Source organism: Deefgea chitinilytica, assembly GCF_016881405.1.
In the GTDB taxonomy this organism is placed as follows: Bacteria; Pseudomonadota; Gammaproteobacteria; order Burkholderiales; family Chitinibacteraceae; genus Deefgea; species Deefgea chitinilytica.
Genome location: NZ_WOFE01000001.1, coordinates 839706 through 852284 on the forward strand (window position 1 = coordinate 839706; position 12579 = coordinate 852284).

Below are 12579 nucleotides of genomic sequence, written 5' to 3' on the forward strand. Positions count from 1 at the left end.
GAATCTAGCTATTTGATTGAATGACAATACTGAACGATGCGCTCTGCTGCGGCCACACATTCATCAAGTGGGGCTACTAAAGCGATCCGAATATAGCCTAAGCCCGGATTGACTCCGTGCGCAGCTCTTGCCAAATAAGATCCCGGCAACACAGTAACATGCTGCTGTGCAAATAAGCCAGCGGCGAATGCTTCATCTTCAATCGGAACTTTGGCCCATAGATAAAAAGCCGCGTCGGGTAAAGAGACTTCGAGCACGGATTGTAAAATAGCAGTGACCGCGGCAAACTTTTCGGCATACAACTTTCGATTTTCAATGACGTGCGTTTCGTCACTCCAAGCCGCAGCACTCGCAGCCATCACCATCGGGCTCATTGCGCAGCCATGATAGGTTCGATAGAGTAAAAATTGCGCGATAATTTCTGCGTCGCCCGCCACAAAGCCAGAGCGCATGCCTGGTACATTTGAGCGCTTAGAAAGCGATGAAAACATGACTAGACGTCGATAGTCGCGCCCGAGCTTGTGCGCTGCTTCCAGACCGCCTAGTGGTTTGTTCTCGCCAAAATAAATTTCCGAATAACACTCATCCGAAGCAATCACAAAACCGTACCGATCAGAGAGCTCAAACAATCGCTCCCAATCGCTTAATGAGGCAACTGCGCCAGTTGGATTGCCAGGGGAACACACAAACACAAGCTGAGTGTGCGCCCAAACTTCTTCTGGAACACTATCCCAATCAGGCTGAAAACGATTCTCAGCAGTGCAATTCACAAACCACGGCTCGGCACCAGATAGTAGCGCTGCACCTTCATAAATTTGGTAAAACGGATTGGGGGAAAGAACAATCGGGCGCTCCGCACTTGAATCAATCACGGCTTGCGCAAAAGCAAACAAAGCTTCGCGACTCCCATTGACGGGTAAAATTTGCGTTGCTGGATCAAGCGCAGGGATTTCATAACGGCGCGTCGCCCAGTCGCTAATACTCTGGCGTAATGCATCCGAACCTAGAGTCGCCGGGTAGCTTGATAGGCCCGCCATGTTTTGATTTAAAGCTTCTTTAACTAAGTTTGGCGCAGGGTGCTTAGGCTCGCCAATCGACAAGTTAATATGGGTTAGCGCGGGATTCGTGGTAATGCCAGCAAATAACTGGCGAAGTTTTTGGAATGGATAAGGTTGCAGTAGTTTTAGTCGCGGCGACATGGCGCGGCTCTTTGGAAATTAGGGAAGACGGCAATTATAGCCTCTTGCGAGCGCACTGCGCCACGCAAGAAGCAACAAAAAATACCTACTTTGTCATGTTTGGGAAATGAGTCATCAGTTTTTGCAGTTTGGGTGCGACCACTGCACGACAATAGGGTTGTAATGGGTAATTGTTATAGTAATTATGGTGCTCCATCTCGGCTGGCCAAAACGTACTTGCAAGCAAAAGCTCCGTCACGATGGGGTTAACAAACTCTCGTTGCAACTCAAGCAACTTACTCTTGACTGCTTCAAGTTGCGTTGTATGACTGGCAAAGATGGCTGAGCGATACTGAGTACCGACATCATGGCCTTGTCGATTCAGTGTAGTCGGGTCGTGAATGGCAAAAAATACATCTAATATCTCTACCAAACTAACTTCGGCTGAATCGAACTGAAGTTGGACGACTTCGGCGTGGCCTGTGTCGCCTTGGCAGATTTGCTGATAAGTAGGCGAGAGGGTGTGACCACCCATATACCCAGAACTCACTTTTTGAATACCTCTAACCTGCTGAAATACAGCTTCGAGACACCAAAAACAGCCCCCGCCTAAAGTGATTGTATCAAGCATGCTTCTCCTTATTGCCGAGCGCCGCGCAAATTACTGGGTTGCTCGGCGTTGAAATTAGCTCGAAAAGGGTTGATATCTAAACCACCTCGTCGAGTGTAGCGTGCATAAACCGCCAGCTTAAGTGGCGCGCAATCACGCATGATGTCAACAAAAATACGCTCAACGCATTGCTCATGAAATTCGTTGTGATTTCGAAAAGAGATCAAATACCGTAAGAGGCTTTCTCGATTGATTGCGCTGCCTGTGTACTGGATTTGAACGCTGGCCCAGTCGGGTTGACCAGTCACCAAGCAATTAGATTTGAGTAAATTGGAGGTGAGTATTTCGCTCTGAGTGCTGTCGCTTGGGTCGCAGCGCAAAATACCCTCGTGTGGCGCGTATCGATCAACTTCGATATCCAGATTGTCGATATTGTAGCCATCTAGTTCGCCAAATTTAAATTGATTAAACAACGATGGTGGCGTCAATTTCACGCGCACAGGCGCACCTGCGCCATTTGAAATATCGGTCTCTAAAATGTGTTGCAGTTGCTCGAAGGTTTCAATCTTGGTTTGATTAAAACTATTCAAATACAACTTGAACGATTTTGATTCAATGATGTTGGGGCTGTTAGCAGGAATATGAAAGCTAGCGATTGCTACTTGTGGTTTGCCTTTACTATTTAGCCATGACAATTCATAACCGTTCCAAATATCCACACCAAAAAAAGGCAAATCAGCGTTAATTCCAATCTCTTGGCGTTTGGGCTGGCGAGAGATGGGAAATAACAGCTCAGGGGAGTAATTGGTAATGTAATCACTGGTTTTACCCAGTGGGGATAGTAGAACGTCGCTCATTAGATCTCTCAAAAATTATCGATATTTTCGAATCAAGCCTACCATAACCCCAAAAATTTCCAAGCTTGACTCGGGACGAACAATAGAAAAATCAGCATTGTGCGGTATCAGGAAGTAACCTTGTTTATCCTTGCCCAATTCTTTGAGTGTGTACTCATTGTCGATGATTGCGACCACAATATCACCGACAAGAGCTGCATGACGCTTCTCAACCACGGCAATATCGCCATCAAAAATGCCCGCATCAATCATCGAATCGCCTCGAATCTTGACCAAAATAGAAGAGGAGGGGCGGGGCATTAAATATTCATCTAGCGAAATTGCCTCACTCATGGCGTCGTTCGCCGCCGCCGGCAAGCCGGCGGGCAAGTTAAAATCTGCCAGTTCTCGTTCAAAAAAACGCTTCGTTGGGGCGAGGCGTTTATCGGGCGTTACTTCAATAAATCCAGCAAGCGTAAGTCGTTTAACTAGCGCCGAGACGGCAGATTTTGAGGCCATGCCGAGCAACTCTCCAATCGCAGAATAGGAGGGAATATTACGATAGTCTGCGTAGTAGTCCTGTAATTTGCCGAGATATTCATTGTCACGATTAGGATTGGCCATGGCGCACCTCTTGATTGATCTATATGCATAGCGTATTGAACGTTCGTTCTTTCGTCAAGTGCCGTTTTGTTTAGCCACAATGAGCGCCCTCGATTACAATCTCGCCAACTATTTAAACGTGAATTGGAAGTGCTGTGCGTATTTTATTAGCACCAATGGAAGGCTTGCTCGATTGTGTTTTGCGTGATGTTATTACTCAAGCTGGCGGAATCGATTTATGCGTAACCGAGTTCATTCGAGTGAGTGGTAGCTTATTACCTTACAAAACGTTTGAGCGCATTGCTCCGGAATTAAAACAACAAAGTCACACACCTAGCGGTGTGCCTGTTCGGGTGCAGTTACTAGGGTCAGATCCGGTCTGTTTGGCCGAAAATGCGGCCCGACTGGCCGAGTTAAAGCCACACGGGATTGATTTAAATTTTGGCTGCCCGGCCAAAACGGTTAATCGTCATCGAGGTGGTGCTGTATTGCTCAAAGAGCCCGAAACGATTTATCAAATTGTCAAAGCCGTTCGTGATGCAGTGCCTGGGTATATCCCTGTAACCGCCAAAATGCGTTTGGGTTATGAAGATGCCTCTCAAGCTATTGCATGCGCTCAAGCGATCGAGCAAGCTGGTGCCTGTGAAGTGGTGGTGCACGCAAGAACCAAAACAGACGGCTATAAACCACCTGCTTACTGGGAGTGGATTGCACTCATTAAGGAGCAAATCGGTATTTCAGTGGTTGCCAATGGTGAGATCTGGACTTTGGAAGAACTAAAACGTTGCCAACTCATCTCTAATTGCGACGACATCATGCTGGGACGAGGGATTGTGGCTAACCCTGGCCTAGCCCTCGAAGCAAAACAAGGTAGGGCGATAGCTTGGCAGCAATTGCAACCGCTGTTTGTCACATTCTGGCAGCAAGTACTCATTCATTGCTACCCCAAGTATCAAGCCGGGCGCTTAAAACAATGGCTGAATTACCTGCGTAAACACCATCCTGAAGCGGAAGTGCTTTTTCAACAAATTAAAACCCTCAATCAACCCGAGCAAATCGAGGCTTTTTGTCCAGAGCTATTGGGGTTGCGCTAGTCGGGCAGGGTCTGAATCAATTGTTCTAGCGCTTCAATTTGGGTTTTTCCATGCGCTTCGCAGTAGCGTTTCAGTTTCTGGTGCAGGCTGGCGTCAATTTCGACTGAGAGCGCTTTAGGTAGGCGTTGATTATGATCGCGAGTAGCGCGCCCAACTTGAAGCGCGCGCGAGCGACGTTTTCTCTCCGCAGCGCTCATTGCCCGGCCATTAATTGCGGGTCTACCTCGTTTTTTTGGGGTTGGCATTTCTGGAAGTTCAAGAGTGTGCTGATCGCAAGGGTGCTTCATTGTGTGACATGTCGCAATTAGTGGCGTTTTATTATCACGCAAGCGCCGTATTTGAGCAAGTCCGGCGTAACGCAACAGCACTGCGCTACTAGAATTACAGCTTTGCTCGAATAATGACGAACTTCGCATTTTCAGCCATAACCGATACGCTACGGAACCCGCGTTTTAAACTCAAGGGATAATTTAAGTGGCGATTTGCAACAATCCAAAGCTCGCTAGATGCTGCCATGCACTGCTTCGCTTGCTGAAACATGCTGTTGGCAATATCTGTAGTAACCGTGTTTTGCTGATGAAACGGTGGATTAATCATAATTAAATCAAAAATTTGCTCAACACCAGATAAGCCATCGTTGTGCTGGATATGATAGTGCGCCCCAGGGAAATTGAGGGCAAAACTCAAACGGGCTGATTCTGTCGCCGCAAAAGACTCATCAAATAGCATGAGTTCGGCGGGCGGGTGCAAGCGGTGATACGCCAACGATAGTAGTCCATTTCCGCAGCCCACATCAGCCACTTTTTGTGCGCTAGGCAATAAATGAAAATGTTCAATAAAAAATCTTGAGCCAATATCCAGTTTTTGTTCAGCAAAAACTCCTGCGGCGTTTTGCAGCGTCAAGCCCAATTCGGGTACAGCAAGGTTAGTAATTTGGGTTTGGTGGGCGCAAGGCTGAAGCACTCCTTTGTACATTCGTGCTTTACGCTCGGTGGGTAAGTATTCCAGGCGAGTGCAAATCTGTTTTAACAAATCTAAATGCCCCGAGCTCACGTGCTTTTGCATCCCTGAAAAGTAGATTTCGAGTGGTTGCTGCAATTGATTCGAAACATAAGTCAACTGCGACTCAAGCATTGAGATTGATTTAGGCAACTTCACCAAACCTCGATCAATCGCTTGCGCCTTAAATAGTGCTGGAGTCTGCAGAGTATTTAGCTCAATCGCTCGAAGTGAGCACCAAGAATCATTCAAATGCAGTGGCGTAGCGCGGGCGGCACGTACCGCGCAGTCGATTGCACCAAAACCATCGTTTAAAATCAGTACGTTCGAATCTGACGTAATAAATCGCGACAAATATTCATCAGCAGCATCCCAAGCCTGTAAATCTTTGCTGTGTTTGACTGGGTATCGGCTCAATTGAGCTGTCGCGAAATTAAAAGACGTCATTTTGATTTTTTTGATGATTTATTTGGATGACTGTAATTTTAACAGTCTTTGGTATGCGGCACGGTTGGAAAACCAACGGTTGCTGATTTTGCATAGCCTAAAAGAATAATTAAAATCTAATCGCTGAAAGGTGTGCTTAGTTGGGCGTTGGCGATACGTTGCTGGGGCTTGCCGTGGTGGCGTTGCTGATGTGATTGCGGATTTGGCTCGGGCATTCGAACCGGATGGAGCTAGGTAATGAGTTTTACGAAAATAATCGATCGGCGTGCGACCGATAGCATGAAGTGGGATAAATACAAAAATCAAGATATCTTGCCAATGTGGGTGGCTGATATGGATTTCCCCGCTCCGCCTTCAGTCATTGCCGCGTTACAAGCACGCATTGCGCATGGCGTATTGGGTTATACCAATCCACCTACGAGCTTATTTGACGCGGTGCAAAGTTATGCGGCGGCACATTACGATTGGCAGATTGATGCCGATTGGATCGTTTGGCTCCCCGGTCTCGTGCAAGGATTAAATTTGGCCTGCCGCGCCGTCGGTGAATCTGGTGATGCCGTAGTAACGGCCACCCCAATTTATCCGCCATTTTTACGTGCACCGGGATTGTCTGATCGAGAATTGATTGCTGTTCCTTTAATGGAGCGTGAGGATGGGGTGTGGATTTGGGATTTTGCTGCATTAGAAGCCGCCATAACACCACGCACGCGACTGCTATTACTTTGTCATCCGCACAATCCTGTTGGGCGAGTTTGGAATCGAGCTGAATTGGATCAACTGCTGAGTATTGTGCGGCAGCATAATCTAATTGTGTGCTCTGACGAGATACATTGCGATTTATTGTTGGATGTTGGTTTAGTGCATACACCATTTGCTACACTCGATCCTGACTTTGCGGCGCGAACTATCACATTGCTTGCGCCGTCGAAGACGTGGAATATCCCAGGCTTGGGCTGTGCTTTTGCCGTAATTCCTGATCCAGCGCTTCGCGCACGCTTCCGACGTGAAATGGCCGGCTTGGTGCCTTCAGTGAATGCTTTGGGCTATATCGGCGCGGAAGCCGCTTATCGTGATGATGGGCAATGGCATCAAGGCTTGATCGATGTCTTGCGCACGAATCGACAGCTTTTAGCAGATGCTTTTGCGGGGAGCCCATTGCGGATTACTTTTCCACAAGCGACTTATCTGGCTTGGATCGACGCACGAAGCATTGATCCAATGAACCCACTTCCTGCGTTTGAATCGCTCGGGGTGGGGTTGTCTGATGGCCGTGATTTTGGCTTTCCTGGTTGGCTACGAATTAATTTTGGCTGCCCAAGTGATACGGTGCGTGAAGCGTTTAAACGCCTATCGCCACTGCTATGTGCTTAAAGGGTGAGAGGTTAAATTTGGAAATTGATGGTTAGAATTGAATTAATTACTAATTTAGAAATTTTTGCAAAAGGATTTAAAAAGATAAGAGGCCTAACTATAGTTGGATAATTAGGATTCAGATTATTCAGTCTATGTCTAAGCTTTTTTTGCTAAGTATTGCCTTTTGGGTGTCATTGGCTGGGGCGCAGGCTCCGTTGCAAGTGCGTTTTGCGCCTGAAAAAGACTACGGCCCGTTTATCTATCAAGATGAGCGGGGGCAAATCCGCGGGCTTTCATGGGACATACTGCAGGCAATCGCCGAGCCTGCCGCGCTGCAAATTCAAACTTTGCCTGCTAACACGCTGGCCATTATTTTAGAACAAGCCAAGCAAGGCCAAATTGATCTTATCTCATCATTGCGCCCCACGGCCGAGCGTGCAGAGTATTTGAGTTTTACCCATCCCTATGTGGCAGTGCCCGCCGTATTAATTGCTCGTAATGATGGTGCAATTGTTGATTTAATCTCGCTAAAAGGTAAGTCGGTTGCGGTTGGTAAGGGTTATGCCGTTGAATCTTATGTGCGGGAAAAATTTCCTGCAATTGAATGGTTGGCGGTGAATGATGATCGACAAGCGTTGTTGCTGTTGAAACAAGGCAAGGTTGATGCCTTGGTGGCAGATATTGCCAGTGTAATTTTTATTGCCAAATCGGAGCAATATCAGCAGTGGCGGGTTGTGCAGAATCTAGGTTTTCAGTATCAGCTGAGTTTTGCCTACCCAAAGGCGCGAATTGAGATTGGTCAGCGTATAAATCAGGCTTTGTTAAATATGCCGCTAGCGCAAAGAGAAGCATTGCTTGCGCGCTGGTTAAACCCTGAGCAAATCAAAAGTGCGATTCCATACTCGGCATTATTAAAGTACTCAGCAGGTGTATTTGTCATTTTGGCGCTAATGTGCGCATGCTGGCTATGGCGACGAAGGGGGTCTTCGGCGTGAGTAAGCTAAATCCGCTGTGTAATGAAGAATTCAGGTTGAGTGTTTTCATTGCCATCATTTACTTTTCTGTGGCAGTTATGTCGATCGCGATTTTTCGGGTCGGCTCAGGAATGGCGATCATTTGGTTTGCTAATGCAATTGGCGTTGCCTATCTAAGCCAGTTAGATTTTTCTAAGTGGCTCCCTCGTATTGGATTATTGCTAGCCATGATTGTGTTGGCAAATGGCGTCATGGGGACGCCGCTGTCGCAATCATTCATGTTTATTCCCGGCAATCTAAGCGAAATCGTACTGGGTTCCTATTTGCTTCGTCGTTATATTCGCGATACAGGGGTGTTCTTTAATGTTGTCGGCTTGATTCGTCTAATTTGGCTGGGAGGGATTCTACCTGTCTTGGTTGGAGCCCTGATATCAGCGATATTGTTTTTTGCGGTCGACGATGTTTCGGCTGTGGGGGTCTTTGTACGTTGGGCCGAAGGAGCTGCCATTGGTAGCGTTAGTGTGTTGCCCGCAGCCTATTGGATTAGTGTTAATAAATTGAGTGGTTTAAAACGGTCCTTGCTTAATGCTTATTTACCGGCATTAGTGCTACTGACTTTGGCAGTTACAATTATTGTGCCGCTCACTTTGCCATTCCCATTTGTCTATATTACCGTTCCGCTATTTTATATTGCCTACAAAAGTGGCGTGGCAGGGACGGTGCTGGCAAATATGCTGGTCTCGATGGTGTTGTGCGTACTGATCTCATTTGGGCTTTTGTTGCCGCCACCAACTTTGTATAGCTGGGGTAATGCATTATTTTATTTGCCAATACTGGCTACTCTGATTCCTCCGCTGTTGCTGGCCGTAGCAATGGATATGAACCGTTCGGCATCGATTGCCTTACAGCAAAGTGAGCGCCGTTACCGCTCTTTATATCAAAATACTCCGGCCATGATGTATTCATGTGATGAAAGTGGGCGAATATTGACGGTCAACGACGTTTGGCTCAATGCCATGGGTTATACATGTCTAGAGGTGATTGGTCATGCTGCAGCCGATTTTTTAGAGCCAGATTCTGCCGAACGCCAGCTGAATGAGGAATTTCCAAAGCTGCTTGAATCGGGTAGTTGCCAGAATGTTCGGCAGCAGTTGGTGACTAAAAATGGCGAGTTAATCGATGTTTTAATGTCTGCGGTGTTGGAGCAAGATCGAATCAGCGAATTTAATCGCGTGCTTGTTGTGCAGCTCGATATCAGTGAGCGAGTGCGCGCGCAGAATTTAGCTTATCGCGATGCGCTGACTCACCTGCCGAATCGCTTGTTGTTTGCCGATCGTCTGGCTACGGCCTGCCAGCAAAGTGCGCGTTCCGGTGATGGTTTTGCACTGTTATTTCTCGATCTGGATCATTTTAAAGAGGTGAATGATCTTTATGGTCATGAAGCAGGTGACTTGTTGCTAAGTGAGGTGGCGCGCCGTCTGCAAGCGTTGGTTCGCGCGAGTGATACCGTAGCTCGTTTAGGTGGGGATGAATTTGTGCTGCTTCTACGAGGGGTGTCGCCAGGTGTGGAGTCCGAGCAAATCGGTTGTAGTATTTTGCAGAGTATTGCGCAGCCTTATCAACTTAGTTCGGCGCTGCGGGTTGAGATTTCTGCCAGCATTGGTTTTGCGTACTACCCGCAGGATGGGCTGGATGAGGTTGGCTTGCTTCGCCATGCGGATCGAGCAATGTACCGAGCTAAAAATGCGGGTCGTAATTGCTTTCGAATCGGAAGTGGGTAGTTTTCTAGGGTTGCCTCAAAAGTCTGTGTTCAAAGGTTAAGTGCATGATGAGACTGCCGCTTGGCGGCTGATTTCTTGCTTTCACTTCGGTACGAGTCCTTGTGGTTTGGTCAAATTTAGCGAGCCTTGCCGAAGGGTATTGGTGTCTAAGCTGCTATCTAGAACGCTTAAAGCATTATTCCCCCGCAAAGTATCTTAATTAGGGCGAGAGTTCCTATGCCTAGAATAAATTTAAAATCAATCATTACAGAAAATGAAATGGAGACGAACGGTGTATTTTAGTCTTGACACATATATTAGCAAATACTAATTTATGGTTAACTTTAAAAACATCTTTGGAGAGTAATAATGAAAACCGAAATGTTAACATTATTGATGACTGCAAATTTTATTACGTTAAATGCCAATGCAGAGACGGCTATTGATGATTTTAATTTAGAAACATCGGCCGCATCAGTAGTAAAAAATGCAGCACCTCCAGCGCCAGTCTTAAGGACTTGGATGCATACAGACGTAAAAGCAGCTTGGGATAAAGGCTATAAAGGGCAGGGGACGAATGTTTATGTGGTTGATGATTTTAGTAGTGCAAATAAATTTTCTGGAAATTTGATTGGGGCGAATCAAACTCAAAGGCACGGAGAGTGGACAAGCGCGGAAATAAATGCGATTGCCCCGTCAGGTAATATGACGAGGGTAGACTTTAATACAAATAACGCAGTGGCGCTATCAAAGACTGGATTAAACGTAATTAATGCTAGCTATGGCTTGTATGCACGAAGCGGATATAGCGTCAATCAGCTAGGTTTTGGTAATTTACACGGAAGCTTGATAAGTGCAGCAAAAAATGGCGCTGCAATAGTTGTAAAAGCCGCAGGCAATAATTCGGTTGCTGTAAATGGGTCTTATGCTGGGAATAGTGATTATCTTAATTTGGCTTTAATTGGGGCGCCGACTGCAATCTTTGTCGGTGCTTTAAATTCTAATGGCAGTGTAACATCCAAGGCCGCAATTGCAAGTTATTCAAACTATGCCGGAAACGATATCAGAGTGCAGAACCAATTTTTGATGGTTGGGGTGGAGGGTAATAAAACTAATCTCTATGGTACATCTTTTGCCGCACCAATTATATCTGGATATTCTCAAATATTAGGTAGTAAATTCACTAATGCAAATGCAGCGCAAATAACTAAGCAACTACTAACAACTGCAAGAACAGACACAATACAAGGATATAATCCAGCAATACACGGAAAAGGTGAAGCGAGTTTATCTAGAGCTTTGTCACCAGTGTCTTTAAAGTAAAGTTAGTGTTATGTTTAAAAATTCAACAATTGGGTCAAAAAATGAGAATGGAATAGTAGCGTATATTATGCTGGCAGCTGGTCTTTGTTCCTTGTTGGATTTTTCTAGGGCTGAAAGTTATATAAGTTATGGGAATTTAATGGAGCGTGATCAAGATTTTTTTCAGGCTACATATTTGTATGACATAAGGCAAGGCTCGGAGCTGTCGGATGAAGTATATGGATTTAGAGGCGTGCCCTATGAGAGTGCATTGGGTGATGCGATAAATCTTGATAAATTTTATAAAACAAACTGGACAGATTTTAGTTTAACATGGGTGACAAAATTAGATGATGGCTTGGGTTTAATATGGGGTGGCAGTACTGGGGAGTATGGTGAGAAGTATAAAATATATCCCAAGTTTAAATTCGGATTTATTTACCAGACGTGGCTATCAAAGAGCTCTAAATTAAGTATTTATGCAACCAGTTATTTAGGTGGAATGCTGAGAGAAAAGACGTGCCAAGGAGACTACGGTGAAATCGGAGGGGTTCAAACGGTAAATTGTCGCTTAGCGGGAAGCACTTTAAAGCCTTCAGATACTTTAAAATATTTGCTGAATAAGAAACCAAGATATGAGCAATTTATATCGATATCTTATAATCTGAGCTTTAATTAATAAGGCGACATAATATCTGCTTAACTTTACAAGTGGTCGATGTTTTTATTCATGAAACCATTTATGCAAATAGATTAGAGTTTTGTCGCTATTGATGGCGAATGTTTCAAAAAGTGCACGAGAACGATAAAACAAATTGATGACCGTGCTCGTATTCTCACTAAAAACGCACACCAACTATTGGCGCTCGAACTGTGTGATGTCGGCATTGTGTCGACCCACTGGCAAAAGTCGCCATTTCCAGCCGCCTACCACGATAAAATCCAGGTAATCTACGAAGGTGTCGATACCGATCTAGCGAAACCAGATCCGGATGCGTGCTTTACTTTACCCAACGGGCGGATGCTTTTGATGGCATCAGACCAACTGGTTGACCAGAATCTAGGCCTGAGTATGTGGTCAGAAAGAATCCAATCACGGGACTTGTTGGTACTGAGAATGTCGAAGATTGAAATATTACTAGTTGCTGCAACAGCTCTAAAACGACTTCTTCTTTACGAGTGGGCGATGTGTTATGTTCATAATGTCGTTTAATGCTAATAGATTAAACTGTTATCGCATCTTGATTGAAAATATGTTCATGAAATACTGTTCATGAAAGTGAGCGAACAAAACACTTACAATCTTATCTTCTAGGGCTGAATTGTAGTCTAGTTATTAACTGAAGAATTAGAATTATTTTATTGCATAGTTGTTCTAGCATAGATCCCTACCGTTAAATTTATCGCACTAAAGGCAGCGCAG

13 protein-coding genes are annotated in these 12579 nt (G+C 45.5%); 7 read left to right on the top strand and 6 right to left on the bottom strand.

The window, feature by feature from the left end; genetic code table 11:
• Positions 1 to 8: 8 nt before the first annotated feature.
• The 4 genes from dapC to GM173_RS03865 form a co-directional block, all read right to left on the bottom strand.
• Positions 9 to 1199, bottom strand: coding sequence for a succinyldiaminopimelate transaminase (gene dapC / locus GM173_RS03850; RefSeq protein ID WP_203569992.1), 1191 nt, complete (start codon positions 1197 to 1199; stop codon positions 9 to 11).
• An 85-nt stretch (positions 1200 to 1284) separates the two neighbouring features.
• Positions 1285 to 1809 (bottom strand): peptide-methionine (S)-S-oxide reductase MsrA, encoded by a 525-nt coding sequence (msrA, locus tag GM173_RS03855; RefSeq protein ID WP_203569993.1) that lies wholly within the window; start codon positions 1807 to 1809, stop codon positions 1285 to 1287.
• Positions 1810 to 1817: 8 nt separating this feature from the next.
• Positions 1818 to 2645, bottom strand: a complete 828-nt coding sequence (gene queF / locus GM173_RS03860; protein ID WP_203569994.1) for an NADPH-dependent 7-cyano-7-deazaguanine reductase QueF — start codon at positions 2643 to 2645, stop codon at positions 1818 to 1820.
• A 15-nt stretch (positions 2646 to 2660) separates the two neighbouring features.
• A complete protein-coding gene (locus GM173_RS03865; RefSeq protein WP_203569995.1) occupies positions 2661 to 3248 on the bottom strand; it encodes a LexA family protein in 588 nt (195 codons plus the stop codon).
• 134 nt (positions 3249 to 3382) lie between these two features.
• Here GM173_RS03865 and GM173_RS03870 point away from each other — a divergent pair, with 134 nt between their 5' ends.
• Positions 3383 to 4321 carry a tRNA dihydrouridine synthase gene (locus GM173_RS03870; protein ID WP_203569996.1) on the top strand — a complete coding sequence of 313 codons (939 nt, stop codon included), beginning with the start codon at positions 3383 to 3385 and terminating at the stop codon, positions 4319 to 4321.
• Here the strand turns inward: GM173_RS03870 and GM173_RS03875 are convergent.
• Positions 4318 to 4566 (bottom strand): RepB family protein, encoded by a 249-nt coding sequence (locus GM173_RS03875; protein ID WP_203569997.1) that lies wholly within the window; start codon positions 4564 to 4566, stop codon positions 4318 to 4320. The two genes, GM173_RS03870 and GM173_RS03875, sit on opposite strands and share 4 nt — an antisense overlap.
• Positions 4567 to 4702: 136 nt before the next feature.
• Positions 4703 to 5767, bottom strand: coding sequence for a class I SAM-dependent methyltransferase (locus GM173_RS03880; RefSeq protein ID WP_203569998.1), 1065 nt, complete (start codon positions 5765 to 5767; stop codon positions 4703 to 4705).
• A 237-nt stretch (positions 5768 to 6004) separates the two neighbouring features.
• Here GM173_RS03880 and GM173_RS03885 point away from each other — a divergent pair, with 237 nt between their 5' ends.
• The 6 genes from GM173_RS03885 to GM173_RS16350 all read left to right on the top strand — a co-directional run bounded on the left by GM173_RS03885 (position 6005) and on the right by GM173_RS16350 (position 12369).
• Complete coding sequence (locus tag GM173_RS03885; protein WP_203569999.1) at positions 6005 to 7138, top strand: MalY/PatB family protein; 1134 nt, start codon at positions 6005 to 6007, stop codon at positions 7136 to 7138.
• Positions 7139 to 7272: 134 nt separating this feature from the next.
• On the top strand, positions 7273 to 8115 hold the full coding sequence (locus GM173_RS03890) for a transporter substrate-binding domain-containing protein (protein WP_203570000.1): 843 nt from the start codon (positions 7273 to 7275) through the stop codon (positions 8113 to 8115).
• Positions 8116 to 8192: 77 nt separating this feature from the next.
• Complete coding sequence (locus tag GM173_RS03895) at positions 8193 to 9875, top strand: sensor domain-containing diguanylate cyclase (protein ID WP_203570001.1); 1683 nt, start codon at positions 8193 to 8195, stop codon at positions 9873 to 9875.
• Positions 9876 to 10223: 348 nt separating this feature from the next.
• Positions 10224 to 11177, top strand: coding sequence for a S8 family serine peptidase (locus tag GM173_RS03900; RefSeq protein ID WP_203570002.1), 954 nt, complete (start codon positions 10224 to 10226; stop codon positions 11175 to 11177).
• A 10-nt stretch (positions 11178 to 11187) separates the two neighbouring features.
• Positions 11188 to 11835, top strand: coding sequence for a hypothetical protein (locus GM173_RS03905; RefSeq protein WP_203570003.1), 648 nt, complete (start codon positions 11188 to 11190; stop codon positions 11833 to 11835).
• A 135-nt stretch (positions 11836 to 11970) separates the two neighbouring features.
• Complete coding sequence (locus GM173_RS16350) at positions 11971 to 12369, top strand: hypothetical protein (protein ID WP_373309341.1); 399 nt, start codon at positions 11971 to 11973, stop codon at positions 12367 to 12369.
• Positions 12370 to 12579: the final 210 nt, after the last annotated feature.